Raw genomic sequence first — 26,411 nt, forward strand, 5'->3', positions numbered from 1 at the left:
ATCGGGCAGGGGCTGTAACGGGCGGGCTTTAGAAATCCCGCTTGTAGAAGATGTCCAGTGAGCTGGCGACGCCGCTGGCGACTTCGACGTAGACTTTTTTGCTCAGTTTGTAGCGCAGGGCAATGGTGCTCGCCGGCTCAAACACGCCGACGCCGTAGCGCAGACTGAGTTTCTCGGAGATATTGCCGCTGGCGACCACGCTGGTGTTGTCGCCGCTGCCTTGGGTATCGAGTTGGAAATCCTGAATCCCCAAGTCGTTGGCCAAACCGCTGGTGACCCCGGCGCTGCCCATCAAGCCCAAGCCCAGCGCCGCTTGCGCGAGCATGTTGTTGTCTTCGCCGCTGGTGCTTAACGGACGCCCGAGCACCAGATAAGACAGGGCCTGCTCCTGGCTCATCGCCGGTTCGGAGAAGATCTGCGTAGTGGGTTGCTCGGCGCTGCCGCTCAAGCGAATACCGGCAATCACGTCATCCGTCTGGCGAATCGCTTCGATGTCCAGATAGGGCTGATCCAGCGGCCCGGCAAACAGCAACCGCGCCCGGCGCACCGTCAAGCGCTGGCCATACGCGCGGTAACGACCGTCGTTGAGCCAGAGCTCGCCGCGCGTGTCCATGTTGTCGCCGATGTGCACATGACCTTGCAGATTCGCGGTCAGACCGAACCCGGCGAAGCTCAGTTTGTCATCGCCGACCACCACGTCGATGTCCATTTTCATCGCCACCGGTGGCTTGCCTTCTTCGGTTTGCGCGCCAACGATCACCGTGTCATCCGAGACCTTGACCGTCGAGGGCGGCAGTTCGCGCACGGTGATTTCACCGCGCGGCACCTGCACTTTGCCAGCAATCGCCAGCTCATCGCCCTTCATCGAAATCTTCAGGTCCGGCGCCACTTCAAGCTTGGCGTAGGGCTCGACGGTCACCGGCAATTGCGAGCCTTTCAGCGCCAGGTCAACGACCAGCGCCTGACCCCAGGCAATATTGCCGTTCAAACTGCCCTGCCCGTTCTTGCCGCTTTTCCAGCCACCGTTCAACTGCACGGTTTCACCGGCAATCAATGCCTGGACTTTTAAATCCTGCAACTCCATCGGCAGTTCCGGCCCGGACACTTCGCCGTCGCTGAGCATCAGGTTGCCGTTGACCAGCGGCGCCGTCAGCCCGCCAGACAAAGTGCCGCTGCCATTCAAGCGGCCGTTGATCTTCTCGACCATCGGCAAAAACGGCCGCGCCACCGACAGGTCTAGGCCATTGAGGCGGAACGAGCCGGTCAGCGGTTTGTTCGCCGGCAGCGGGTTGATCTGCGCTTGCACCATCAACTCACCGAGCTTGCCGCCGACGAAATTGAGGTCGGTGTCGATGCGCTTGGGCGTGAGTTTGCTGGTGAGTTTCAACGTCTGATAAGGGAAGTCCAGCCACTGATCCTTGTCTTTCATGCGCAACGTGCCGCCGCTGGCATCGACGCTGATCTGGCCGTTCGGGCCGCTGGCCGGCAAGTCGAGTTGCAGGTCGGCGTTGAGTTTGCCCTTCCAGGCAAAGTCCTTGGGCAACCATTGCGCAAGACTGTCGATCGGGAATTGCTTGAGGTGATAACGCAGCTTCGGCTCCGGCATCAGGCGCTGGTCTTCGCCACACAAACTGGCCTGACCGGACATCCAGCAATGCGCGCCGAAGTTGATTTTGCCGTCCGCCAGGCGTTCTAGTTTCGCCGGCCCTTGAAGCCGCCAATCCTGACCACCGGCCTGAATATCGCCGCTGGCCAGGCGTCCGCGCCAATTGCCCTGATCCAGCGCGCCGTCGAGGCCCAACACCAGTTTCAGCTTCGGCCCTTGCAGGTCGAGGGCCAGTTGCTGCTTTTTGATGTCGCCCTGACCGCTGGCGGTCAGCGTGCCCAGATTGGTTTCGCCGGCCTGAATGCCGCCGCCCTTGAGATCAATCTTTGCCCGTTGCGCGTTGTCCAGCGTGGCGTCGAGATTGAGGCTTTGCAGACGATTGTCGGCGAACGCCAGTTGCGAACCTTGCAGGCCGAGCTTGCCCTGCGGCGCTTTGAGCGTGCCCGCGACATCGACCCTGCCGTTGAGCTGACCGCGCAACTGTGGCCAGAGCTGGGCGAGGCGCGGCATCTTGATGTCGATCTGTCCGGCAAGTTTTTGCTGCAGGCTGCCCTTGCCGTTGATGCTGTTGTCGCCGAGGCGAATCTGCAGCGCGTTCAAATTCCACTGCTCGCCAGCGCCGTCAGCCTTGGCTTGAATCACCGCCGGTTGCCCGCGCAGTTTGCCCTTCAGATCGAGGTCGGCGCTGAGGCTGAGCTGCTGGTTTTTCATCTCGCCCTTACTGCGCAACGGCCCGGCCAGCGTGCCCGGCAATTCCGCCATCCAGTACGCAGGGTTGAGCGCCGACAAATCCAGCGCAGTGTCCCAGGCAATGCCGTCGGCGAATTGCAGGTTCAGGTGACCTTGAGCCTTGCCCTGCCCGGCTTCAAGGGACAGCTGTTGCAGATAGATTTTTGTCAGGTCGCCGGCGAATGGGCTGGTCAGGCTGAACGCCCCGGCCGGGCCATCCAGCGCGGCTTTGAAGTTGCCGAGGTATTTGCCATCGGTGTAGGAAACTTCGCCATTAAAGCTGCGTAGCGCCACTTGCGGCTCGTCGATCAGCGGATAGAGGCGATGCCACGGGAAGTCCAGCCAATCGATTTTCGCCTGAGCCGTGAGGCCTTTGCTCCAGTCGAGGTTGCCGGTGAGTTTCAGACTTTGTTTGTCGTTGGCCGTGAGGTCGAGGCCGGCGATCTGCGCGCCATTGGCGTCGACCTTGCCTTGCAGCAACAGCGCCACCGGGCCTTTTTCGGCGGGCAGCGTGGCTTTGCCGAGCAATTGATAACCGTTTTTCAGGTCGCCAACACCGGTCAATTCCAGCTGATTGAGTTGCAGCGTGTCGGGCAGATCAGCGGCGGGTTTGAAGCCGTCAGCGGTGATGCGCACCTTGGCCGGCAGGTTTTCCACCAGCGGTTGCAACTCGCCGGTCAGTTGTCCATTGAGGTAACCGCTGCTGTCGGCCTTCAAGTTGAGGGTTTTCAGCAAGTCGCCGTCAACTTTGAGGTCGAGCGTCCACGGCGCGGGCGTGGCCATTGTCAGCTTGCCGGCGGCGGTCAGCGGCCAGTTGCCGCTGGGTTTGAGCAGCCCGGACAGGTTCAGGCTGAGGTCGTCGCGCTGCAATTGCACCGAGTCGATCTGCAAACCCTGAGTCGTCCAGTGCGCGGCCAGTTGCAAACCCTTGAGTTCCTCGCTGCCATTGAACAGCAGGCTGCCGACCTTGACGTCGCCCAGTTCGATGGCCAGCGGCAGATCCAGATCCGGCAGGCTGATCGGGCCGCTGCTTTCTTCATCGGCGCCCGGCGGCAATTGCAGGCTGACTTGATCGGCCTGCAACTGGTCGATGCACAAGGTCATGCGCGTCAGGCACAACGGCGACCAGGCGAAAATCACTTTGCTCAGCTCGACTCGGCTAGTGTCTTGCTGCCACAGCAGATGATCGGCGCTCCACTGCCCGGCCAATCGACCCTGGAAATTGTCCACGCTCAAACCCGGCACCCAGCCGAGCGCCCAGCGGCTGCCCGCGGCGGTGCCAAGCACAATGGCCACGGCCAGCACGCTCAGCAACAGCAGCGAAGCAATCGCCGCCAGGGTTATTTTCAAACCACGCTTCACAGCTCAGGCCCCATGGAAAAGTGCAATCGAATGCCGCCGTCGTCATCCAGCGCATGGGCGAGGTCGAGGCGAATCGGCCCCACCGGTGACACCCAGCGCACGCCTATACCGACGCCGGTCTTGAGGTTCGGCAGTTCGAGTGTATTAAAGGAGTTGCCCTGATCGACGAACGTCGCGACGCGCCATTTCTCGGCAACCGAATATTGATACTCGACGCTGCCGGCGATCATGTAGCGGCCACCGATGCGGTCGCCGTCGGAGTTTTCCGGGGACAGGCTCTGGTAGTCGTAGCCGCGCACACTCTGATCGCCACCGGCGAAGAAGCGCAGCGACGGCGGCACGGATTTGTAACCGTTGGTGGCGCTGCCGCCGACCTGCACCCGACCGAGCAAACGGTGTTTGTCGAACACCGTGGTCAAGCCTTTGACCAGCGCGGTGCCGTACAACAGATTGGTATCCGAACCGAGCCCTTCCTTGGCGACTTTGGTTTCGAAGGTCAGGCGATAACCGTTGTGCGGATCGATGCGGTTGTCGCTTTTCAGGTACGAATAACTGACGCCGGGCATCAGCAAGGTGCTCAGGCCCGAGTCATCGCCGAGGGTGTATTCCTCGCGTTGCCACTTCAGCGAAATCACCCGTTGCCAGCCGCTCGGCAGCTTGCTGTGCCACTCGGGGCCGAGGGTCAGCAGCTTGCTCAGGGAATCGGTGTCAGCGATTTCTTCATATTGATAACCAGCGGCCCAGCGCAATTTGTCGGTCAGCGGCGGGTCCAGCGGAATGTCGTAAAACACCCCGACGTTCTGCCGTGGCGCCGACAATTCGGCTTCCCAGCCATAACTGTGGCCTTGCGGATTGACCCAGTGACGCGTCCAGTTGGCTTTGATGCGCGGGCCGACGTCGGTCGAATAACCCAGACCGAGGCCCATGGTGCGCGGCTTGCGCGTGTCGAGTTTGACCGCCACCGGAATCACGTCGTCCTTGGACGCGGTAGGTGCCGCATCGACGCGCACGCCTTCGAAATAGCCGCTCGATTGCAGCGCCTGATTGAGCTCGGCGATCAGTTCGGAATCGTAAGGCGCACCTTCCTTGAACGGCACCATGCGTTGCAGCAGGTCTTCGTCAAACGGCGTGTCGCCTTCAAATGTCACTTTGCCCAAGGCATAACGCGGGCCGCTGTCGTAGATCAGTTCGACGTCGGCAACCCCGGCGCGCGGGTCGACCAGCAGTTTTTGGCTGGTGAAGCGGCCACTGAAGAAACCGAAGCGCGAAGCCTGATTCTGGATCAGCCGCTTGGCGTCTTCGTAATGACCGTGATTGAGCACTGCACCGGGCTTGAGCAGTTCCGGTGGCGGTTTGCGAAAGGACTTCAGCGCGCCGGCCGGGCCGTCGATGCGCACCGTGACGTTGCGCAAATGGATCGGTTCGCCGGGGTCGATATTCAGGGTCAGGCGCGGGTTCTTGCCGCCCTTCACTTCGCTGTCGATCTGCGGCTGGTAATAACCCAAGGCCTGGGCGGCCTTGCGCGCCTGTTCCTCGGCACCCCGACTGAAGCGCAGCAACGCTTCCTCGTCACGATCGCCGAGGCTGCCGATATAGCCCTCTATATTGGCTTTCAGTTCATCGTTGGACGGTTTGATCCGCACAGCCAATTCACTTTGCGCCAGCGCCGTGCAGCTGGATAACAGCATGAGCACGCCACTGGTAAATCTTCCTGGAAACTTCATAGGCGCAGATGCTATCACGAGCTTGGGAGCGTGATAGAGCCTGCTGTGCCGGTAAAGTTCGACCTCTATGCCGTTGCTGTTTGCAGGACCTGCGGATTGGCGTGAAAAAACACGTGCTCGCGGATCGGTCCTACGGCCACTTCGCCGATTTCCTCATAACCCTGTCGCTTGTAGAACTCGAGATATCGAGGGTTTCCGGTGTCGAGGACTACACCTTGGGAGTGTTCATCGACCGCACACCAGTTGTGCACCGCTTGTAACAGTTGCTCACCAAAATGTTTGCCCTGGAACTGCGGATGAATCCCCAGCAACGGCAACACGTGGACCGAATCGGTCGGCACGCAGGCGGTCACCGCATCGTGGTATTCGAGGTAACGTCGAGTGCAGCGGAAACCGGTGCTGAGCACCATGCGCAGGCGCCAGGCCCAACTTTCGGTGATGCCCAGGCGTCGTTGCGGCGGCGCGATCAGGGCAATCCCGATCAAACGGTCGTTGACCAACAGGCCGATGGCCGGCAAGTCCTGCAGGAAATGTTGCTTGACCAGTTCACGCACAGTGGCGCGGACCCGCTGTTCATAGCCGGGGCGCTCGGCTTCGAACAGATAACCGAAAGTCGGTTCGTGGCGGTAAGCCTGGTACAGCAAGGAGCGCGCTTCGCGGGAATAGCCGCTGTCGAGCATGTGAATATCGGCAATGGCAGTCGAGGTTTCAGGCATATCGGTATTTCTCCCCGGGGCGCCGTTCAAACGACGGCACTCTTCTGGTTACGAGCCTACAGCGCTGGCACAGTTCCGTGCTGATCCGAATCAGCGTCGTCGCTGATGACGCCATCGCGAGCAGGCTCGCTCCCACAAGGTATAGCCGATAACCCTGAGGGTGCGAGATTGCTCGCGATGGCGCCAGTTCTGCCAACAGATCTTCTGCGGCAAAAGGCGAATCCCCCTACCCCGACACTGGCCCCATTCCTACATGTCAGCTAGCATCGCCCTTTTTCCCAGGACTGCCGACCATGAAGATCGTCTCCTTCAACATCAACGGGCTGCGTGCTCGCCCGCATCAGCTGGCGGCGCTGATTGAAAAGCATCAACCGGACGTCATCGGCCTGCAGGAAACCAAGGTCCACGACGACCAGTTCCCGTTGGCCGAGGTCCAGGCCCTTGGCTACCACGTGTATTTCCACGGGCAAAAAGGCCATTACGGCGTCGCCCTGCTCTCGCGCAAGGAGCCGATTGCCCTGCACAAAGGTTTCGTCACCGATGAAGAAGACGCGCAGCGGCGCTTTATCTGGGGCACGTTCGAAGACGCGAATGGCCTGCCGGTGACGATCATGAACGGCTATTTCCCTCAGGGCGAAAGCCGCGACCACCCGACCAAATTCCCCGCCAAGCAGCGTTTCTACAACGATTTGCAGCACCTGCTGGAAAGCCAGTTCAGCAATGATCAGCCGGTTGTGGTGATGGGCGACGTGAATATTTCCCCGGAAGACTGCGACATCGGCATCGGCGCCGACAACATGAAGCGCTGGCTGAAAACCGGCAAATGCAGCTTCCTGCCGGAAGAGCGCGAGTGGATGGCCCGCCTGAAAAACTGGGGCCTGGTGGACAGCTTCCGTCACTTGAACCCGGACGTCGCCGACCGGTTCAGCTGGTTCGACTACCGCAGCCGTGGTTTTGAAGACGAGCCGAAGCGTGGACTGCGGATCGACGTGATCATGGCCTCGCACGGTTTGTTGCCGCGCGTGAAGGATGCAGGCGTGGATTACGATTTGCGCGCAATGGAAAAACCCTCGGACCATGCGCCGATCTGGCTTGAATTGAGCTGATCCCGCACGAATTCACGCAAATCCCTTGTGGGAGCGAGCTTGCTCGCGATGACGGTCTTGCATTCAACATCTGTGTTGAAGCGGGTGACGTCATCGCGAGCAAGCTCGCTCCCACAGGGTTCTCTGTCATCTGGCTGAAATCTTACTGACTTATTCTCCCGGCACTTTCCTTGTCCTCTATAAGGTGCCGGCATGACCCTGCGCGTGTTGTTCCTGATGCTGCTCTGCGCCGGCCTGCCATTTACGGCGGCGGCCGATGTCTTGCCGATCGCCGAAAACGGCCCGGCGCTGCGCATTCAGGGCTCCAACACCATCGGCGCGGCGCTCGGCCCGGCGCTGGTCGAAGGCTTGCTGCGCGAACAAGGCCTGCTCAAAGTCCATCGCGAAACCTCGGACACAACCAACGAACAACGGGTGATCGGGCAAACGTCGGACGGTCGGCGAGTAGTCGTCGAAGTCGCGGCGCACGGTTCGAGCACCGGTTTCACTTCTTTGAAAAACGCCTCGGCCGACCTCGCGGCCTCATCACGTCCGATCAAGGACAACGAATTGGCGCAGCTCAAATCCCTCGGCGACCTGAAAAGCCCCGGTGCCGAGCAAGTGATTGCCATCGATGGATTGGCGATCATCCTGCACCCGCAAAACCCGTTAAATCAGCTCAACACCGAACAACTCGCGCGGATCTTCAGTGGCGAGGCCCAGACGTGGGAAGACATCGGCGGTGTCGGTGGGAAAATTCATTTGTACGCGCGGGATGATCAGTCGGGCACCTACGACACCTTCAAGGAAATTGTCCTCAATGGCCGAGGGAAAACGCTGAGCAAAACGGCGCAACGTTTCGAGTCCAGCGAACAATTATCCGACGCGGTCAGCCTCGACCGGCAAGGCATCGGTTTTATCGGCCTGCCCTATGTGCGTCAGGCCAAAGCCGTGGCGATTGCCGATGGCCAGTCGCAAGCCATGTTGCCGCTGAACAGTTTGATCGCGACCGAGGACTATCCGCTGTCGCGGCGGTTGTTCTTTTATCTGCCGCCGAATGGCAAAAATCCTTGGGCCGAGGCGTTGGTGGGGTTTGCGCAAAGCAGCCAGGGCCAGGCGATTGTCGCGGCCAACGGTTTTATCGCGCAAACCGTGCAGGCGATGGCGGTGACGCCGAACGCGCTGATGCCTGAGGGTTATCAGGCGTTAAGTCGGCATGCGCAGCGTTTGACCGTGAATTTTCGCTTTGAGGAAGGCAGTGCGACGCTGGATAACAAGGCGCGGCAAGACCTGTCGCGGGTGCTCGACTATATAAAGCAGCACGGCAAGCGCAATCGCGAGGTGACGCTGGTGGGATTTGGCGACGCCAAAAGCGATCCGGCGCGCGCTGATCTGCTGTCGAAGTTGCGGGCGATGGCGGTACGCCGGGAGTTGGCGAAAAACGGCGTGGTGTTCCGCGAGATTCGCGGTTTTGGCGCAGAGATGCCGGTGGCGGCAAACAGCGCGGATGAAGGCAGGATCAAAAATCGGCGGGTTGAGGTTTGGGTGTATTGATTCTGGAGGTTACTGCGTCGAGGCTTCCGACGTCATCGCGAGCAAGCTCGCTCCCACAGGGGAATGCATTCCAAATGTAGGAACAAGCTCGCTCTCAAAGGGGAATGCATTCCAACTGTGGGAGCGAGCTTGCTCGCGATGGCTGCCAATGCGCTTTTACTGCCCGCTGCGCATCATTTCTTTCGGCACGTATTTGCCGATTTCGAATTTGCCGATCGCCGCGCGGTGCACTTCGTCCGGGCCGTCGGCCAGGCGCAGGGTGCGCTGCATGGCGTACATGTAGGCCAGCGGGAAATCATTGGAAACCCCGGCGCCGCCATGAATCTGAATCGCCCGGTCGATCACCCGCAAGGCAACATTCGGTGCGACCACTTTGATCTGCGCGATCTCGCTTTTGGCGATCTTGTTACCCACCGTGTCCATCATGTACGCGGCTTTCAACGTCAGCAGCCGCGCCATGTCGATTTCCATCCGCGAGTCGGCAATCTTGTCGATGTTCCCGCCCAGCCGTGCCAACGGTTTACCGAATGCAGTACGGCTCACCGCGCGTTTGCACATCAATTCCAGCGCGCGTTCAGCCATGCCGATTGAACGCATGCAGTGGTGAATGCGCCCTGGGCCGAGGCGACCCTGAGCAATTTCGAAGCCCCGTCCTTCGCCCAACAGGACGTTTTCGTACGGCACCCGGACATTTTCAAACAGCACTTCGGCGTGACCGTGCGGCGCGTCGTCATAACCGAACACCGGCAATGGCCGGACGATTTTCACCCCCGGTGTGTCCACCGGCACCAGAATCATCGAGTGCTGCGCATGACGCGGCGCGTCGGGATCGCTCAGGCCCATGAAAATAAGGATCTTGCAGCGCGGATCGCACGCGCCGGAGGTCCACCATTTTTTCCCGTTGATCACCCATTCGTCGCCATCACGCACAGCGCGGGCGGCCATGTTGGTGGCGTCCGAAGAAGCCACGTCAGGCTCGGTCATGGCGAACGCCGAGCGAATTTCGCCGCGCAGCAAGGGCTCGAGGTAACGCTGTTTTTGTTCTTCGTTGGCGTAACGCACCAGCACTTCCATGTTGCCGGTGTCTGGCGCCGAGCAGTTGAACGGCTCCGGGCCGAGCAGCGAGCGGCCCATGATTTCGGCGAGCGGCGCGTATTCGAGGTTGGTCAGGCCGGCGCCGAGTTCGGACTCAGGCAGAAACAAATTCCACAAGCCTTCGGACTTGGCCTTGAGTTTCAGCTCTTCCATGATTGCCGTCGGCTGCCAGCGATCGCCCTCGGCGACCTGGCGCTCGAACACGGCTTCAGCGGGATAAACGTAGGTGTCCATGAACGCGGTCACGCGCTCACGCAGTTCTTGCACCTTGGGCGAATAAGCGAAATCCATGGGCAGCTACCTTCTCTTTCAGGGAGGTTGTTTGGGGCATGCAATCGATGCTAGAACAGCGTTGATAATTTACCTAGCCTATTCTCGGCGTGTATAAACATTCATCACCGATATATGATCGGCCAATTATCAAGGGCAAAATCGCCCTGACTGCCAGCCCTGACAACACTCCAGAAAAACAAGAGAGCGCGCAATGAATCTGAGCAAGGTCGACCTCAATCTCTTTATCGTCTTCGACGCGATCTACACCGAAGCCAACCTGACGCGCGCCGGGCAAATTGTCGGCATTACCCAGCCTGCGGTTTCCAACGCCCTGGCGCGTTTGCGCGAAACCTTCAACGACCCGTTATTCGTGCGTACCGCGCAAGGCATGGTGCCGACGCCGATGGCGCAGAACATCATCGGCCCGGTGCGCAACGCCCTCTCGCTGCTGCGCGTGTCGGTGCAGGAAAGCCGCATTTTCAACCCGTTGCAGGCGGTCAAGACCTACCGCATCAGCATGACCGACCTCACCGAAGCGGTGATTCTGCCGCCGCTGTTTCAGCGCCTGCGACGCCTGGCGCCAACAGTGATCATCGAAAGCTTCCTGTCGAAACGCCGCGAGACCACCAAGGAACTGGCGGCCGGTCGCCTCGACTTCGCCGTGGATGCGCCGCTCAATACCGACCCGCAAGTGCGCCATGTCAAACTGATGGAAGACCGTTACGTATGCGCGATGCGCAAAGGTCACCCCATGGCCGGCAAGGAAAAATTCAGCCTCGACGATTACCTGTCACTGACCCACATCCACATTTCCAGCCGTCGCAACGGGCTCGGGCATGTCGATCTGGCGCTGGGGAAAATGGGCATTCAGCGCAAGATCGCCCTGCGTTCCCAGCATTATTTGATGGCGTCACAGGTGTTGCAGCAGACCGATATGGTCATGACGGTGCCGGAGCGCTTTGCCCGCCGGCATGAGTTGCAGGCGTTCAATCTGCCGGTCAACGATGTGCCGCCGGTGGAAACCCATTTGTACTGGCACGAAAGCACCGATCAGGACCCGGCCAACCGCTGGATGCGCGAGCAGATGATTGAGTTGTGCCAGCAGGTGACGGCGCATGAGAAAAAGCTCGATAAGGCGTAGGACGTATGACCGCGTTGTCGTTCTTCGCGAGCAAGCTCGCTCCCACATTGGATTTGCGTTCACCTCGCTCCAGGGTGGGAGCGAGCTTGCTCGCGATGAGGCCCGCAAGAACCCAGAAGATCCAAGCTGCTTGACGTAAACGTCAACCTGCCATTAGCTTAGCGCCATGACTTTCTTCGAGCGCGCCCATGAGCAGCCAGACTTACAGCATTTCCGATCTCGCCCGCGAGCTCGACATCACCACCCGGGCGATTCGTTTTTATGAAGAGCAAGGCCTGCTCCGCCCCGAGCGTCGGGGCCAGGAAAGGATTTATTCGCCGCGTGACAAGGTCAGCCTGAAGCTGATTTTGCGCGGCAAGCGCATCGGTTTTTCCCTCGCCGAATGCCGTGAGTTGATCGAACTCTACGACCCCACCGGCGGCAATCAGAAACAGCTGCAAACCATGCTCAGCAAAATCGCCGAACGCCGCGAACAGCTTGAGCAGCAGATGCTCGACATCGAACAGATGAAACTCGAACTCGACACCGCGCAAGAGCGCTGCACCCAGGCGCTGGAACAGACGATCAAGAGCCAGCAACCGGTCCAATAAACACTGCAAATCCCCTGTAGGAGTAAAGCTTGCTCGCGATAGCGTCAGGTCAGTCGACATCGATGTTGCATGACCTACCGCTATCGCGAGCAAGCTTTGCTCCTACAAGGGTTATCTGAACCATTAAAAGGTCCATCGCCATGTCCCTCCCCACCCACGTACGCCTGGTCGAAGTCGGCCCTCGCGACGGTCTGCAAAACGAAGCTCAGCCCATCAGCGTCGCGGACAAGGTGCGGCTGGTCGATGCCTTGAGCGCCGCCGGTCTCGGCTATATAGAAGTCGGCAGTTTCGTCTCGCCGAAATGGGTGCCGCAAATGGCCGGTTCCGCCGATGTCTTCGCGCAGATCCAGCGCAAGCCCGGCGTAACCTACGGCGCCCTGGCACCGAACCTGCGCGGGTTTGAAGACGCGATCGCCGCCGGGGTCAAGGAAGTCGCGGTGTTCGCCGCAGCTTCCGAGGCGTTCTCGCAGCGCAATATCAATTGCTCGATCAGCGAAAGCCTCGCGCGGTTCGTGCCGATCATGCAAGCCGCCAAGCAACACGGCGTCAGCGTGCGCGGTTACGTTTCCTGCGTGTTGGGCTGCCCTTATGAGGGTGCGGTGGCGCCGGAGCAGGTCGCGATGGTCGCCCGCGAGCTCTATGCGATGGGCTGCTACGAGGTTTCGCTGGGCGACACCATCGGCACCGGCACCGCGGGGGCAACGCGGAAAATGTTCGAGGTGGTTTCAGCCGAGGTGCCGCGAGACAAACTGGCCGGGCATTTTCACGACACTTACGGCCAGGCCATGGCCAATATCTATGCGAGCCTGCTGGAAGGCATTGCGGTGTTCGACAGCTCTATCGCCGGCCTCGGTGGCTGCCCGTATGCCAAAGGCGCGAGCGGTAACGTTGCGACCGAGGACGTTGTGTACCTGCTCAACGGCCTCGGCATCGACACTGGAATCGACCTGGACGCCCTGATTCTCGCGGGCCAACAGATTTCCAGCGTGCTCGGACGCCCCACCGGTTCCCGAGTGGCCAAGGCGCGCAGCGCGCAGTAAACGCGCAAATGAGTCAGGGTGTTACCGCAACCGCGTTTGTGCGGGGATAAACGAGTAACACGGAAACAAATTGTCAGTTCTGAACGCAGGGCAAAATCCTGATAAATCACAACACGTTGATTTTAAAGGGATTTTTAAAGTTGGCACGGCTTCTGCTATCTCTATGGCATAACAAGAATAAAAAGCAGCAAACCAATAAAAATAAGACGAAACGACTCTGACATAACAAGAACAACACGGCAGAGACGCAGCTAACAGATTTTTTTGGAGAGGATGTGCTTTTCAGGGTGCTTTTCGGAGTAACCCGCAACCGGGCAGAGAACAATAAAACTACCTTCAGGTAGCTCCCGAACTGGTTGGATCGCTCGGCGAAAAAGCAGATCAGCGCTCAAAAAAATACGTTTGCTCTTGATCCCGGATGGGGATCGACAAGAAAAGCGGTAAAGGGCCACGGTTGCCAAAAACAACAACAGACCGACCCTCAATAATAAAAAAAGAGCACGCGCAACGACAAATTAAAGGGGAGCCTCGGCTCCCCTTTGTGCTTTCTGCGATTCACCGACGACACCTGCTTCTGCGGGAGCGAGGCTTGCCCGCGAAGGCAACGCCACGATCCCACAGAAAACCTGTGGGAGCCGAGCTTGCTCGCGATAGCGCCAGCCCGGCCACCACCAATGCTGGATGACAGGCCGCCATCGCGGGCAAGCCTTGCTCCTACAGGATCTCCAGCAAGTTGCAGGCTCTTGCCAAAACACCAGACCCTGTGGGAGCCGAGCTTGCTCGCGATGGCGTCAGCCCGGCCACCATCAATGCTGGATGACAGGCCGCCATCGCGGGCAAGCCTTGCTCCTACAGGATCTCCAGCGGTTGCACGCTCTTGCCATAACACCAAACCCTGTGGGAGCTAAGCTTGCTCGCGATGGCGTCAGCCCGGCCACCATCAATGCTGGATGAGAAGCCGCCATCGCGGGCAAGCCTTGCTCCTACAGGATCTCCAGCAAGTTGCAGGCTCTTGCCAAAACACCAAACCCTGTGGGAGCTGAGCTTGCTCGCGATGGCGCCAGCCCGGCCACCATCAATGCTGGATGACAAGCCGCCATCGAGGGCAAGCCTTGCTCCTACGGTATCGCTTTGAGCTCCTCGATACTGATCTCGCGCATGCGGAATTTCTGGATCTTGCCGGTCACTGTCATCGGGAATTCCTCGACGAACTTGAAGTGGCGCGGCGTCTTGAAGTGCGCGATGCGTGACTTGCACCAGGTTTTCAAGTCTTCTTCGGTAGCGCTGTGGCCGGGATGAAACTTGACCCACGCGACAATCTCCTCGCCGTAACGCGAACACGGAATGCCGATCACCTGCACGTCCGCCACCGCCGGATGCGTGAAGAAAAACTCCTCCAGCTCCCGCGGATAAACGTTTTCCCCGCCACGGATGATCATGTCTTTGTTGCGCCCGGCGATGCACACGAAACCCTCGTCATTCATGCTCGCCAGATCGCCAGTGTGCATCCAGCCGGCCTCATCGATGGCCTCCGCCGTGCCTTGCGGATTGTTCCAGTAACCGAGCATCACGCTGTAACCGCGCGTGCACAGCTCGCCGATGGTGCCGCGCGGCACCAGGTTGCCGGCCTCGTCGATGATCTTGTTTTCCAGCTGCGGCTGAGTGCGGCCGACCGTGGTCACGCGCAATTCCAGTTCGTCTGCAGGACCGGTCTGTAGTGACACCGGACTGGTTTCCGTCATGCCGTAGGCAATCTGCACTTCGCTCATGTGCATTTCCTTGATGACCCGGCGCATCACTTCGATCGGGCACGTCGCCCCGGCCATGATCCCGGTGCGCAGGGTCGACAGGTCGAATTCGCTGCGTTGCGGCTGATCGAGCATGGCGATGAACATGGTCGGCACGCCGTACAGCGCGGTGGCTTTTTCTTCGGCCACGGTGCTCAGGGTCAATAAAGGATCAAAGGCATCGTTGGGGTAAATCATTGTGCTGCCGTGGGTGATGCAGCCGAGATTGCCCATGACCATGCCGAAGCAGTGATAGAGCGGCACCGGAATGACCAGCCGATCAGCAGCAGTCAGGCCCAGGCTTTCGCCGACCATGTAACCGTTGTTGAGAATGTTGTAGTGGCTGAGGGTCGCGCCTTTGGGGAAACCGGTGGTGCCGGAGGTGTACTGGATATTCACCGGTTGGTCGAAATGCAGACTCCTATGGCGCTCGTCGAGTTGCTCGGCAGTGACGCTGGCGGCGAGATCGGCCAGTTGCGTCCACGGCAGAAAACCCGAGGGCGGGCGAGCGTCGAGGCTGATGACGCCGCGCAACTCCGGCAGGCGTTCGCTGCGCAATTGACCGATGGATTGCTCCGCCAATTCGGGCACCAGGCCTTGCAACATCGCGTGATAGTCGGAGGTCTTGAACGCCCCGGCGCAGACCAGCCATTGGCAGCCGGATTGTTTCAACACATATTCGAGTTCGGAACTGCGGTAGGCCGGGTTGATGTTGACCAGGATCACCCCGAGCTTAGCGCTGGCGAACTGGCTGATGCACCATTGCGCGCAGTTTGGCGCCCAGATCCCTAGGCGGTCGCCGGCCTGCAGCCCCAGCGCCAGCAGCGCCCTCGCGTGCAGGTCAACGGTATCGGCCAGCTGCTGCCAGGTGTAACGCAGCTGTTGATGCCGCACGACCAGCGCCTCTCCGTCCGGGAACTGCCCGACGGTGTGGTCGAAGGCCTCGCCGATGGTCATCGCCAGCAAGGCTTTTTCCTGGGAACCGCGCGTGTAGCTGCGGGCCGTGCTGGGAATGACGCGGCGCTGCGGGTTTGCTCTGGGTTGATCCATGACGACCCCTATTGTCTTTATTGATGGGTTGCCGACGGTCACTTGCGGGACTGCATTTGTGGCGAGGGGGCTTGCCCCCGTTGGGATGCGAAGCAGCCCCAAAATTTCCGATGCACCAAAGATTTTGTGAGTGCCACGCACACAAACGGGGGCGAACTCCCTCGCCACAGATCCCACAGGGATGGTCCGCTTTTCAATCTTGAACGGCCCTACTCTCGCTCAAGTTGACGTTAACGTAAAGGGTGATTGACAGTCATCTGCCGCAGGCTTACGTTAACGTAAAGGTGAGAGCCGATTCACTGCCCTCCCCAACCGACAAAAAAGCCAAAAGGTGACCCATGAGCTACCCATCCCTGAACTTCGCCCTCGGTGAAACCATCGACATGCTGCGCGATCAGGTTCAGTCCTTCGTTGCCAAGGAGATCGCTCCGCGCGCGGCGCAGATCGACATCGACAACCTGTTTCCCGCTGACCTGTGGCGCAAATTCGGAGACATGGGCCTGCTCGGCGTCACCGTTCCGGAAGAGTACGGCGGCGCTGGCCTCGGTTACCTGGCGCACGTGGTGATCATGGAAGAAATCAGCCGCGGCTCTGCCTCGGTGGCGCTGTCCTACGGCGCGCATTCCAACCTCTGCGTGAATCAGATCAACCGCAATGGCAATCACGAGCAGAAAACCAAATACCTGCCCAAGCTGATCAGCGGCGAACACGTCGGCGCCCTCGCCATGAGCGAGCCGAACGCCGGTTCCGATGTGGTTTCGATGAAACTGCGCGCCGACAAACGCGGCGATAAATACGTGCTCAACGGCAGCAAAACCTGGATCACCAACGGTCCCGACGCCAACACCTACGTGATCTACGCCAAGACTGACCTGGAAAAAGGCCCGCACGGCATCACTGCTTTCATCGTCGAACGCGATTCGCCGGGCTTCAGCCGCAGCAACAAATTCGACAAGCTCGGCATGCGCGGTTCGAACACTTGCGAACTGTTTTTCGACGACGTCGAAGTACCGGAAGAAAACATCCTCGGCGTGCTCAATGGCGGCGTGAAAGTGCTGATGAGCGGCCTCGATTACGAGCGCGTCGTGCTCTCCGGCGGCCCGACCGGGATCATGCAGGCATGCATGGACCTGATCGTGCCGTACATCCACGACCGCAAACAGTTCGGCCAAAGCATCGGCGAATTCCAGCTGATCCAGGGCAAAGTCGCCGACATGTACACCCAACTCAACGCCAGCCGCGCCTACCTGTATGCGGTCGCGCAAGCCTGCGAACGTGGCGAAACCACGCGCAAAGACGCCGCCGGGGTGATCCTCTACAGCGCCGAACGCGCCACGCAAATGGCCCTCGACGCGATCCAGATTCTCGGCGGCAACGGCTACATCAACGAATTCCCCGCCGGACGCCTGTTGCGGGACGCCAAGCTGTACGAAATCGGCGCCGGCACCAGTGAGATCCGTCGCATGCTGATCGGTCGCGAACTGTTCAACGAAACCCGCTAACGGAGCTGTCCATGGCTATCCTGCATACCCAGCTCAACCCGCGTTCGGCGGAGTTCGCGGCCAACAGCGCGGCGATGCTCCAACAGGTCGACGCCCTGCACACCATTCTTGCCCAAGTGCAGCAAGGTGGTGGCCCGAAGGCGCAAGAACGGCACACCTCGCGCGGCAAATTGCTGCCGCGTGAGCGCATCAACCGGCTGCTTGATCCGGGTTCGCCGTTCCTCGAAATCAGCCAACTGGCGGCCTACGAAGTGTATGGCGAAGAGGTTCCAGCGGCGGGCGTGATTGCCGGAATCGGCCGCGTCGAAGGCGTCGAATGCATGATCGTCGCCAACGATGCGACGGTAAAAGGTGGCTCGTACTATCCGTTGACCGTGAAAAAACACCTGCGCGCCCAGACCATCGCCCAGCAAAACCGCCTGCCGTGCATCTATCTGGTGGATTCCGGCGGCGCCAATTTGCCGCGTCAGGATGAAGTGTTCCCGGACCGCGAGCACTTCGGCCGGATCTTTTTCAACCAGGCCAACATGAGCGCCATGGGCATTCCGCAGATTGCCGTGGTCATGGGCTCGTGCACCGCTGGCGGCGCTTACGTGCCGGCAATGGCCGACGAAGCGATCATGGTGCGCCAGCAAGCGACGATTTTCCTCGCCGGTCCGCCGCTGGTAAAAGCCGCGACCGGCGAAGTGGTCAGCGCCGAGGATCTTGGCGGTGCCGATGTGCATTGCAAGATTTCCGGGGTCGCCGACCACTACGCCGAAAGCGATGAACACGCCTTGGCCATCGCCCGCCGCAGTGTCGCCAACCTCAACTGGCGCAAGCTCGGCGAACTGCAACAACGCTTGCCGATCGCGCCGCTGTACGCCAGCGATGAGTTGTATGGCGTGGTTTCGGCCGACGCCAAACAGCCATTCGACGTGCGCGAAGTCATCGCGCGACTGGTCGACGGTTCGGTGTTCGACGAATTTAAAGCGCTGTTCGGGACCACGTTGGTCTGCGGCTTTTCCCACCTGCACGGTTACCCGATCGCGATCCTCGCCAACAACGGCATTCTCTTCGCCGAAGCCGCGCAAAAAGGCGCGCACTTCATTGAACTGGCCTGCCAGCGCGGGATTCCGCTGCTGTTTTTGCAGAACATCACCGGGTTCATGGTCGGGCAGAAATACGAGGCCGGCGGCATTGCCAAGCACGGCGCCAAACTGGTGACCGCCGTGGCCTGCGCCAAAGTGCCGAAATTCACCGTGATCATCGGCGGCAGCTTCGGCGCCGGTAACTACGGCATGTGCGGCCGCGCCTACGATCCACGGTTCCTGTGGATGTGGCCGAACGCGCGGATCGGCGTGATGGGCGCCGAGCAAGCGGCGGGCGTGCTGGTGCAGGTCAAACGCGAGCAGGCCGAACGCAGTGGCCAGGCGTTCAGCGCCGAGCAGGAAGCGCAGATCAAGCAGCCGATCCTCGACCAATATGAAGAGCAAGGTCATCCGTATTATTCCAGCGCGCGCTTGTGGGACGACGGCGTCATTGACCCGGCGCAGACCCGCGACGTGCTGGCGCTGGCCTTGTCCGCGTCGCTGAACGCGCCAATCGAACCGAGCCGCTTCGGCGTGTTCCGGATGTGATTTGTGGGAGCAGGCTTGTGTGGCGAGGGGGCTTGCCCCCGTCGATTGCAAGGCAATCGCAGCGCAAGCAATCCCACAAATGAGATGAGTTGTGGAGACGGACAATTATGAGCGACTTCAACACCCTCGAACTGCTGACCGACCCACGGGGTTTCGCCACCCTGTGGCTCAGCCGTGAAGAAAAGAACAACGCCTTCAACGCCGAAATGATCCGCGAACTGATCCTCGCGCTGGACAAGGTTGGCGGCGATGCGAGCCTGCGTTTCCTGCTGGTTCGCGGACGCGGCAAGCATTTCAGCGCTGGCGCCGACCTGGCCTGGATGCAGCAATCCGCCGAGCTCGATTACCACACCAACCTCGACGACGCGCGCGAACTCGCGGAGCTGATGTACAACCTCGCCAAACTGAAAATCCCCACTCTGGCCGTGGTGCAAGGCGCGGCGTACGGAGGCGCGCTGGGCCTGATCAGTTGCTGCGACATGGCGATTGGCGCCGATGACGCGCAGTTCTGCCTGTCGGAAGCGCGCATTGGCTTGGCGCCAGCGGTGATCAGCCCGTTCGTCGTACAAGCCATCGGCGAGCGTGCGGCGCGGCGTTATGCGCTGACCGCCGAACGTTTCGGCGGGCAACGAGCGCGGGAAATCGGTTTGCTGGCAGAGAGTTATCCGCTCGCCGAACTGGACCAGAAGGTCGAGCAATGGATCGACAACCTGCTGCTCAACAGCCCGGCGGCAATGCGCACGAGCAAGGATTTACTGCGCGAAGTCGGCCACGGTGCGCTGACGCCGGCGCTGCGCCGCTACACCGAAAACGCGATTGCGCGCATTCGGGTCAGCCCTGAAGGTCAGGAAGGTCTGCGCGCCTTTCTGCAAAAACGTCCGCCGAACTGGCAAGCCGAATCCACCAAGGAGCCGCGTTGATGAGCGCACCTGTTCTCACCACCCTGCTGGTGGCCAACCGCGGCGAAATTGCCTGCCGCGTGATGCGCACCGCCAAAGCCCTGGGCCTGACCACCGTTGCCGTACACAGCGCCACCGACCGCGACGCCCGGCACAGCCGCGAGGCGGATATCCGCGTCGACCTCGGCGGCAGCAAGGCTGCCGAGAGCTATTTGCAGATCGATAAGCTGATCGCTGCGGCCAAGGCCAGTGGCGCTCAGGCGATTCATCCGGGTTACGGCTTTCTCTCGGAAAACGCCGAATTCGCCCGCGCCATCGAAGCCGCCGGGCTGATTTTCCTCGGCCCGCCCGCCTCGGCCATCGACGCCATGGGCAGTAAATCGGCGGCCAAAGCCTTGATGGAAACCGCTGGCGTGCCACTGGTGCCGGGCTATCACGGCGAAGCCCAGGACCTCGACACCTTCCGCGACGCCTGCGAGCGCATCGGTTATCCGGTGTTGCTCAAAGCCACGGCGGGCGGCGGCGGCAAAGGCATGAAAGTGGTCGAGGACGTCAGCCAACTGGCCGAAGCCCTGGCCTCGGCGCAACGTGAAGCGAAATCGTCATTTGGCGATTCGCGGATGTTGGTCGAGAAGTATCTGCTCAAGCCGCGCCACGTCGAAATTCAGGTGTTTGCCGACCAACACGGCAACTGCCTGTACCTGAATGAACGTGATTGCTCGATCCAGCGCCGCCATCAGAAAGTCGTCGAAGAAGCACCGGCGCCAGGCTTGAGCGCGGAACTGCGGCGGGCGATGGGCGAAGCGGCGGTGCGTTCGGCGCAAGCGATTGGTTACGTCGGCGCCGGCACCGTCGAGTTTTTGCTGGATTCGCGCGGCGAGTTTTTCTTCATGGAAATGAACACGCGCCTGCAAGTCGAGCACCCGGTGACCGAAGCAATCACCGGCCTCGATCTGGTGGCGTGGCAGATTCGCGTGGCGCGCGGTGAAGCGTTGCCGATGACCCAGGCTGAAGTGCCGCTGATCGGCCATGCCATCGAAGTGCGGCTGTACGCCGAAGATCCGGGCAATGACTTTTTACCGGCGACCGGACGGCTGGAGTTGTACCGCGAGTCGGCCGCTGGGCCGGGGCGCCGGGTGGACAGCGGGGTTGAGGAAGGTGACGAGATTTCGCCGTTCTATGACCCGATGCTCGGCAAGCTGATCGCGTGGGGCGAGGACCGTGAACAGGCGCGCCTGCGCTTGTTGAGCATGCTCGATGAGTTCGCGATTGGCGGGCTGAAGACCAACATCAATTTCCTGCGGCGGATCATCGCTCATCCGGCGTTTGCCGCGGCGGAGCTGGATACCGGGTTTATCCCGCGTTATCAGGAGCAATTGCTGCCGGCGCCCGCCGAGCTCAGCGACCCATTCTGGCAAGCGGCGGCACAAGCGTTCGCGCAAGGTCAGCCATCGCTGACGCGCAGCGACGATCCGGGTTCGCCATGGGCGATCAACAGTGGTTTTCGCTCAGGACTGCCGAAAGAAATCAGCGTGCATTTGAGTTGCGAAGGTCAAGATCGCGCGTTGACCCTGGGCGATGTGAGCAACGCACAGATCAGCGGCGAACAGTTGCTGATCGACGATAACGGCGTGCGCCGCCAGCATCGGGCGATCCGCCGCGGCGACAGTTTGTATCTGCAATGGCAAGGCGAATTGCGTCGGGTCGAGGCTTACGATCCGATCGCAGCGGTTGAATCCAGCCACAGCCATCAGGGCGGTCTGACCGCGCCAATGAACGGCAGCATTGTCCGGGTGTTGGTCGAGACCGGGCAAACGGTCGAAGCCGGGGCGCAATTGGTGGTGCTCGAAGCGATGAAAATGGAGCACAGCATTCGTGCGCCACATGCCGGGGTGATCAAGGCGTTGTATTGCCAGGAAGGCGAGATGGTCAGCGAAGGCAGTGCGTTGGTCGAGCTGGAAGAAGGGTGAAATGGAGATCGGTCCTGCGCATCACCTTGCGCGGACCGATCTGATCAGAATTTTGCGGTTGCCTGAACCACTACGCCGATAATTCGGCAATCCTCGGTAAACAGGGCTTTCGGGTAGGTGGGATTGAGCGGGACCAGGTAACGCTGGCCGCCCTCTTCCATCAGTTTGCGAAAGGTCGCCTCGTCGGTATCCGGCCACTGCGCGATCACCAGTTTGCCGGGCTCCGGAACGATGGCCGGGTCGACCAGAATCATCATCCCTTCGGCAACACTGAAACCACTGGGCGCGGTCATCGCGTCACCGACTACCGAGAGCCAGAACGCCGGGCCCTGCGCGTGATAGTCGGTGAGCTCGTAGCGCTCGTTCTTGCGATACACCGTCAGTTCACCGTCGCGCAATTGCGCCGGCTCCCGCCAATCGCTGACCGGGTAGCGGAAGTATGGGTTGTATTTGAGCGCCAGCGGCATCTCGTCCTCTTCCGATTCCACGCGTTCGCGGATCACCAGCGCTACTTCGAGAAACTCCATGCCCAGCGCTTTCAACACGCGGTTCATGTTCTCGACGCCAGGGTCGCGACGTTTGTTGAGCCAGTGGCCGACGCCGCCCTGGGACATCCCGAGGCGCTCTGCGAGTATCTCTTGAGTGATTTTGAGTTCACTCATTTTGGCCTTGACCAATTCAATCCATTTATCCATGTGCGGCACGATACGTGGGGCTCTCCGACCCGCAAAACACAAATTGTAGTATTTAAATATTCGTCACAAATACAGCACGTATTAAGATGGAATCACGGATCTGAATCTATCACGGAGTTCACCAGCATCATGACAATCCCCAGCCAGGACACGCCAGAGCAGCAAATCGACACCACATTCACCTCGCCAAAAGGCTGCGCCGCCGCGCAACGAGCGTTGGATTATTACTTGAAACCAGCTGTTTCAGAGGTGGTCATCCAGTCGCGTTTCTTCGACGTCAATCGCAATGTCAGCTGCGAGGAGGCCTTGGTGCACGCCTCGGACCTGCTGCGCTGTGCCGCCGCCACCGCGCAGGAATCGGCAGACAACCTGCAAGGCTCGCATCGCGCGTTGGCGTTTTCAGTGGTGCACATGATTGATATGGCGCAGGCCATGGTCGACCGCTCGCTGGATGGCGATCAGGAAGATTGAAGAACACGAGGTTTGACGGAGGACAGGAAAGAGTTTTCCAATCGCGCAGATAAAATCATTTGACTTGCAAACGAGAATGATTATTATTGCATGCAGCTGGTCGCGAGATCAGTCGATGGACCAGAGGACCTTAGGTCGGTCTCCTGGACTATCTCCTCATCAGGCTAATCACGGTTTTTGACCCGGCTTTTTGCCGGGTCTTTTTTTGCCAGTTATTCTGGCTTTGGCTTCAGGCTAATGAAGACTGTAGGTGCTGCTAATTCGATGGCCGGCATCATATCAAAAGAATGTCCGTTGGCAAGAGAACCCCGCCGGCATTGGGCCAAACTAATCCCAATTAGCACTTGAGAATCAATCGCACACTCTCTAAGCTGCCTGCGCGTCATGGAGGACGCCCCCGCTCCACCCCCAATTTTTCCGCCGATTCCCCCCCTCCTTGCGTGTAAAGTAGCAGCCATAAAATCATAATCAGGAACCGACTATGACCGTGGCTAAATCCTCTTTCGACATCAGCGCCAATTTTGACAGCGGCAACATTGAAGTGCTGGACATCAGCAACCCGTTGCAGGCCCTTCTGGCGATCAAGCCGGACACACGCAGCCAACATTTCCAGTGGTTCCACTTCAAGGCCAGCGGCCTGCATGTCGGTCAAGAGCATTGGTTTCGCCTGAACAATGCGAGCAAATCCTCGTACAACAAAGCCTGGGACGGTTATCAGGCGGTGGCGTCCTACGACCACGTCAATTGGTTCCGCGTACCGACCATTTTTGAAGGCGATTGCCTGCGCTTCAGCCTCGAAGCGACGGCCACTCACGCCTGGTTTGCCTATTTCGAACCGTACAGCCGTGGTCGTCACGACTGGCTGATCGAGCAGGCGCTGACCAAGGCTGGCACCGAGGTGCTGGCCACCGGCAAAAGCGTTGAAGGTCGCGACATTCAATTACTGCGCAAAGGCACCGGCGCGGCTGGCCAGCGCAAAGTCTGGATCATCGCGCAGCAACATCCCGGCGAGCACATGGCCGAGTGGTTCATGGAAGGCGTGATCGAACGCCTGGAAAAACACGACGACCCAGTGCTGCAAAAACTCCTGGCCAAAGCCGACCTGTACCTGGTGCCGAACATGAACCCGGACGGCGCGTTCTACGGCCATTTGCGCACCAACGCCATGGGCCAGGACCTAAACCGCGCCTGGCAAAACGCCACGCCGGAAATCAGCCCGGAAGTGTATTTTGTCCAGCAACAGATGGAGCAGTACGGCGTCGATCTGTTTCTCGATATTCACGGCGATGAGGAAATCCCCTACATCTTCACCGCTGGATGCGAAGGCAATCCAGGTTACACGCCGCGCATCGAAGAGCTGGAGACGCATTTCCGCAATCACTTGAAGCATCTGACCAAGGACTTCCAGACCAAATACGGCTACACCCGCGACCTGCCGGGCCAGGCCAACATGACCCTGGCCTGTAACAGCGTCGGGCAGAAATTCGATTGCCTGTCGCTGACCCTGGAAATGCCCTTCAAGGACAACAACGACGCGCCGAACCCGTTGACAGGCTGGTCGGGCAAACGCTCGAAACAGTTGGGTAAAGACGTACTGACCACTGTTGCCGAGATGATCGAAAGCGTCCGCTGATCATCCTTCAAACACAAAGATCGCAGCCTTCGAGTCCTGAGAAGCTGCGATCTTTCAGTTTGCGGGCAACCGCACGCAATCCTCCGGCCCCAACAATCGTCCATCCTCGGCGCGCAACTCCAGCGCGCGTATCGGTTTGCCGTGCTGACGATCCACCACTTGTGAACGCGCCTCCCCCGCCGCAAAGAAAAACGCCTCGCCCCACTGGCGCAAACCGATGATCAACGGGAACAGGCCCTGGCCCTTTTCCGTCAGCACGTATTCCTGATAAGCGCTGCCGTCCGACGCCGGCACCAAGTCGAAAATCCCATGCGTGACCAAGGTGCGCAGGCGCGCCGAAAGGATGTTCTTGGCCATGCCCAGACTTCGCTGAAACTCGCCGAACCGGCGGATGCCATCGAACGCATCGCGCACGATCAGCAAAGACCACCAATCACCAATCGCGTCCAGCGACCGTGCCACCGGGCATTCGGCGTCTTGCATGCTTGTACGTTTGACCATGATCGCGCTCGCAGACTGCAAATGTGGTTGCAATATAAAACCAGTCTCCTTACCGTACAACTGGTTTTATTTTGAAACCACATCAGGAGCCTGGCATGAAGCCCAATCAATCCTTGAACAGCGGCGTGGTGTTGCTGTTCGCTGTCGCCTGCGGTCTCGCTGTCGGCAACGTGTATTACGCGCAACCGCTGCTCGACGCGATGGCCGACGCCTTCGGCATGAACCCAGCGACCATCGGCATCGTCGTCACGCTGACCCAGGTCGGTTACGGCGTGGGGCTGTTGTTGCTGGTGCCGCTGGGGGATCTGCTCAATCGTCGGCGCTTGATCGTCACGCAAACGCTGTTGTCGGCGCTGGCGTTGCTGATAATCGCGTTGGCGCAAAGCAGCGTCTGGCTGCTGATCGGCATGGCGTTGACCGGATTGCTCGCGGTGGTCACCCAAGTTTTGGTCGCCTACGCCGCGACCCTGGCCATTCCCGCTCAGCGCGGGCGCGTGGTCGGCGTGGTCACCAGCGGCATCGTCGTCGGCATTCTGCTCGCGCGAACGGTCGCCGGCGGCATGGCCGATCTGGCCGGTTGGCGCTCGATTTATTGGCTGTCGGCAGCTTTGACCTTGCTGATGGCGCTGCTGCTATTGCGCGTGTTGCCGAAGCACGAAGCCGCGCAACCGGCACATTCTTACGCGGCGCTGATCGGCTCGGTGTTTACGCTGTTTAAAGAAGAACCGGTGCTGCGCCAACGGGCGATCCTCGCGTTGCTGACCTTCGCCAGCGCGATGGTGTTGTGGACGCCGATGGTCTTGCCGCTGAGCGCGCCGCCGCTGTCGTTGTCCCACACCCAAATCGGATTATTCGGACTCGCCGGTGCCGCTGGCGCACTCGGGGCGGCGCGCGCGGGGCATTGGGCGGATCGCGGTTTGGGGCAATGGACCAGCGGGTTATCGCTGCTGTTGATGCTCGCGTCGTGGTTGCCCATCGCGCTGACGCAATCTTCGCTGTGGGCGCTGCTGCTGGGGGTTATTACCCTGGATCTGGGTCTGCAAGCGGTGCACGTCACCAGCCAAAGCATGATCTACAGCGTGCGGCCCGAAGCGCAAAGTCGCCTGACTGCCGGGTACATGCTGTTTTACTCGATTGGCAGCGCGCTGGGGTCGATCGGCTCGACGGCGATGTATGCGTGGGCCGGATGGATTGGCGTGTGTTGGCTCGGCGCCGGAATCAACAGCGTGGCGTTGCTGTATTGGTGGCTGACCCTGGCCGCCAAACCCCAGACACTTCCCCATCCCCTGTAGCAGCTGCCGAGCACCGCGAGGCTGCGACTGGCGCCAATCGCAGCCTCGCGGTGCTCGGCAGCTGCTACATAAGATGC

19 protein-coding genes are annotated in these 26,411 nt (G+C 60.1%); 12 read left to right on the forward strand and 7 right to left on the reverse strand.

Annotated elements, in window-relative coordinates:
• Positions 1-28 precede the first annotated feature (28 nt).
• The 3 genes from BLU01_RS02080 to BLU01_RS02090 form a co-directional block, all read right to left on the reverse strand.
• The gene (locus tag BLU01_RS02080) at positions 29-3,697 is read right to left on the reverse strand and encodes a translocation/assembly module TamB domain-containing protein (RefSeq protein WP_092270157.1); all 3,669 of its coding nucleotides are present in this window, start codon (positions 3,695-3,697) and stop codon (positions 29-31) included.
• Positions 3,694-5,421: an autotransporter assembly complex protein TamA gene (locus BLU01_RS02085; RefSeq protein WP_092270160.1), complete on the reverse strand. Its 1,728-nt coding sequence runs from the start codon at positions 5,419-5,421 to the stop codon at positions 3,694-3,696. The genes BLU01_RS02080 and BLU01_RS02085 overlap by 4 nt, the downstream gene beginning before the upstream one ends.
• 65 nt (positions 5,422-5,486) lie before the next feature.
• Entirely contained in the window at positions 5,487-6,137 is a 651-nt protein-coding gene (locus BLU01_RS02090; RefSeq protein ID WP_092270163.1) for a GNAT family N-acetyltransferase, read from the reverse strand.
• A 293-nt stretch (positions 6,138-6,430) separates the two neighbouring features.
• Here BLU01_RS02090 and xthA point away from each other — a divergent pair, with 293 nt between their 5' ends.
• Together xthA and BLU01_RS02100 are read left to right on the forward strand one after the other, a co-directional pair.
• Positions 6,431-7,243 carry an exodeoxyribonuclease III gene (gene xthA, locus BLU01_RS02095; RefSeq protein ID WP_092270166.1) on the forward strand — a complete coding sequence of 271 codons (813 nt, stop codon included), beginning with the start codon at positions 6,431-6,433 and terminating at the stop codon, positions 7,241-7,243.
• Between the two features lie 192 nt (positions 7,244-7,435).
• Positions 7,436-8,776, forward strand: a complete 1,341-nt coding sequence (locus BLU01_RS02100) for a substrate-binding domain-containing protein (RefSeq protein WP_092270170.1) — start codon at positions 7,436-7,438, stop codon at positions 8,774-8,776.
• Positions 8,777-8,932: 156 nt separating this feature from the next.
• Here the strand turns inward: BLU01_RS02100 and BLU01_RS02105 are convergent, their stop codons facing one another.
• A complete protein-coding gene (locus tag BLU01_RS02105; protein ID WP_092270173.1) occupies positions 8,933-10,162 on the reverse strand; it encodes an acyl-CoA dehydrogenase in 1,230 nt (409 codons plus the stop codon).
• A 193-nt stretch (positions 10,163-10,355) separates the two neighbouring features.
• Between BLU01_RS02105 and BLU01_RS02110 the strand changes: the two genes are divergently transcribed.
• The 3 genes from BLU01_RS02110 (at position 10,356) to BLU01_RS02120 (ending at position 12,915) form a co-directional block, all read left to right on the forward strand.
• Positions 10,356-11,285 (forward strand): LysR family transcriptional regulator, encoded by a 930-nt coding sequence (locus BLU01_RS02110; protein ID WP_092270176.1) that lies wholly within the window; start codon positions 10,356-10,358, stop codon positions 11,283-11,285.
• Positions 11,286-11,473: 188 nt separating this feature from the next.
• Positions 11,474-11,875, forward strand: coding sequence for a MerR family transcriptional regulator (locus tag BLU01_RS02115; protein ID WP_092270179.1), 402 nt, complete (start codon positions 11,474-11,476; stop codon positions 11,873-11,875).
• 140 nt (positions 11,876-12,015) lie between these two features.
• Positions 12,016-12,915, forward strand: coding sequence for a hydroxymethylglutaryl-CoA lyase (locus BLU01_RS02120; RefSeq protein WP_092270182.1), 900 nt, complete (start codon positions 12,016-12,018; stop codon positions 12,913-12,915).
• A gap of 1,118 nt (positions 12,916-14,033) precedes the next feature.
• Here BLU01_RS02120 and BLU01_RS02125 read toward each other — a convergent pair.
• Positions 14,034-15,752: an AMP-binding protein gene (locus tag BLU01_RS02125; protein ID WP_092270185.1), complete on the reverse strand. Its 1,719-nt coding sequence runs from the start codon at positions 15,750-15,752 to the stop codon at positions 14,034-14,036.
• Positions 15,753-16,090: 338 nt separating this feature from the next.
• On the opposite strand from BLU01_RS02125, the gene BLU01_RS02130 reads away from it, so the two are divergent.
• From BLU01_RS02130 to BLU01_RS02145, 4 genes are all read left to right on the forward strand, one after another.
• Positions 16,091-17,254 (forward strand): isovaleryl-CoA dehydrogenase, encoded by a 1,164-nt coding sequence (locus BLU01_RS02130; protein ID WP_092270188.1) that lies wholly within the window; start codon positions 16,091-16,093, stop codon positions 17,252-17,254.
• An 11-nt stretch (positions 17,255-17,265) separates the two neighbouring features.
• Positions 17,266-18,873, forward strand: a complete 1,608-nt coding sequence (locus BLU01_RS02135; RefSeq protein ID WP_092270191.1) for a carboxyl transferase domain-containing protein — start codon at positions 17,266-17,268, stop codon at positions 18,871-18,873.
• 107 nt (positions 18,874-18,980) lie between these two features.
• Positions 18,981-19,793, forward strand: coding sequence for a gamma-carboxygeranoyl-CoA hydratase (locus tag BLU01_RS02140; RefSeq protein WP_092270194.1), 813 nt, complete (start codon positions 18,981-18,983; stop codon positions 19,791-19,793).
• Entirely contained in the window at positions 19,793-21,742 is a 1,950-nt protein-coding gene (locus BLU01_RS02145) for an acetyl/propionyl/methylcrotonyl-CoA carboxylase subunit alpha (protein WP_092270197.1), read from the forward strand. The genes BLU01_RS02140 and BLU01_RS02145 overlap by 1 nt, the downstream gene beginning before the upstream one ends.
• A 44-nt stretch (positions 21,743-21,786) precedes the next feature.
• Here BLU01_RS02145 and BLU01_RS02150 read toward each other — a convergent pair whose 3' ends face one another.
• Positions 21,787-22,437, reverse strand: coding sequence for a LexA family protein (locus BLU01_RS02150; RefSeq protein WP_092270200.1), 651 nt, complete (start codon positions 22,435-22,437; stop codon positions 21,787-21,789).
• Between the two features lie 129 nt (positions 22,438-22,566).
• Between BLU01_RS02150 and BLU01_RS02155 the strand changes: the two genes are divergently transcribed.
• On the forward strand, positions 22,567-22,908 hold the full coding sequence (locus BLU01_RS02155) for a DUF6124 family protein (protein ID WP_092270203.1): 342 nt from the start codon (positions 22,567-22,569) through the stop codon (positions 22,906-22,908).
• 481 nt (positions 22,909-23,389) lie between these two features.
• Positions 23,390-24,541, forward strand: a complete 1,152-nt coding sequence (locus BLU01_RS02160) for a M14 family metallopeptidase (RefSeq protein WP_092270206.1) — start codon at positions 23,390-23,392, stop codon at positions 24,539-24,541.
• Positions 24,542-24,595: 54 nt separating this feature from the next.
• Here the strand turns inward: BLU01_RS02160 and BLU01_RS02165 are convergent, their stop codons facing one another.
• Positions 24,596-25,042 carry a winged helix-turn-helix transcriptional regulator gene (locus BLU01_RS02165; RefSeq protein ID WP_092281422.1) on the reverse strand — a complete coding sequence of 149 codons (447 nt, stop codon included), beginning with the start codon at positions 25,040-25,042 and terminating at the stop codon, positions 24,596-24,598.
• Positions 25,043-25,137: 95 nt separating this feature from the next.
• Between BLU01_RS02165 and BLU01_RS02170 the strand changes: the two genes are divergently transcribed.
• Positions 25,138-26,334, forward strand: a complete 1,197-nt coding sequence (locus tag BLU01_RS02170; RefSeq protein ID WP_092270209.1) for an MFS transporter — start codon at positions 25,138-25,140, stop codon at positions 26,332-26,334.
• The last annotated feature ends 77 nt before the right edge of the window (positions 26,335-26,411 follow it).

It is taken from the genome of Pseudomonas prosekii, assembly GCF_900105155.1.
GTDB classification, from domain to species: domain Bacteria; phylum Pseudomonadota; class Gammaproteobacteria; order Pseudomonadales; family Pseudomonadaceae; genus Aquipseudomonas; species Aquipseudomonas prosekii.

Bases quoted from the DNA above. Each gene is read 5' to 3' on its own strand.
- BLU01_RS02085 (WP_092270160.1), bottom strand. From the start codon at position 5,421: ATGAAGTTTCCAGGAAGATTTACCAGTGGCGTGCTCATGCTGTTATCC.
- BLU01_RS02090 (WP_092270163.1), bottom strand. From the start codon at position 6,137: ATGCCTGAAACCTCGACTGCCATTGCCGATATTCACATGCTCGACAGC.
- xthA (WP_092270166.1), top strand. From the start codon at position 6,431: ATGAAGATCGTCTCCTTCAACATCAACGGGCTGCGTGCTCGCCCGCAT.
- BLU01_RS02100 (WP_092270170.1), top strand. From the start codon at position 7,436: ATGACCCTGCGCGTGTTGTTCCTGATGCTGCTCTGCGCCGGCCTGCCA.
- BLU01_RS02105 (WP_092270173.1), bottom strand. From the start codon at position 10,162: ATGGATTTCGCTTATTCGCCCAAGGTGCAAGAACTGCGTGAGCGCGTG.
- BLU01_RS02110 (WP_092270176.1), top strand. From the start codon at position 10,356: ATGAATCTGAGCAAGGTCGACCTCAATCTCTTTATCGTCTTCGACGCG.
- BLU01_RS02115 (WP_092270179.1), top strand. From the start codon at position 11,474: ATGAGCAGCCAGACTTACAGCATTTCCGATCTCGCCCGCGAGCTCGAC.
- BLU01_RS02120 (WP_092270182.1), top strand. From the start codon at position 12,016: ATGTCCCTCCCCACCCACGTACGCCTGGTCGAAGTCGGCCCTCGCGAC.
- BLU01_RS02125 (WP_092270185.1), bottom strand. From the start codon at position 15,752: ATGGATCAACCCAGAGCAAACCCGCAGCGCCGCGTCATTCCCAGCACG.
- BLU01_RS02130 (WP_092270188.1), top strand. From the start codon at position 16,091: ATGAGCTACCCATCCCTGAACTTCGCCCTCGGTGAAACCATCGACATG.
- BLU01_RS02135 (WP_092270191.1), top strand. From the start codon at position 17,266: ATGGCTATCCTGCATACCCAGCTCAACCCGCGTTCGGCGGAGTTCGCG.
- BLU01_RS02140 (WP_092270194.1), top strand. From the start codon at position 18,981: ATGAGCGACTTCAACACCCTCGAACTGCTGACCGACCCACGGGGTTTC.
- BLU01_RS02145 (WP_092270197.1), top strand. From the start codon at position 19,793: ATGAGCGCACCTGTTCTCACCACCCTGCTGGTGGCCAACCGCGGCGAA.
- BLU01_RS02150 (WP_092270200.1), bottom strand. From the start codon at position 22,437: ATGGATAAATGGATTGAATTGGTCAAGGCCAAAATGAGTGAACTCAAA.
- BLU01_RS02155 (WP_092270203.1), top strand. From the start codon at position 22,567: ATGACAATCCCCAGCCAGGACACGCCAGAGCAGCAAATCGACACCACA.
- BLU01_RS02160 (WP_092270206.1), top strand. From the start codon at position 23,390: ATGACCGTGGCTAAATCCTCTTTCGACATCAGCGCCAATTTTGACAGC.
- BLU01_RS02165 (WP_092281422.1), bottom strand. From the start codon at position 25,042: ATGGTCAAACGTACAAGCATGCAAGACGCCGAATGCCCGGTGGCACGG.
- BLU01_RS02170 (WP_092270209.1), top strand. From the start codon at position 25,138: ATGAAGCCCAATCAATCCTTGAACAGCGGCGTGGTGTTGCTGTTCGCT.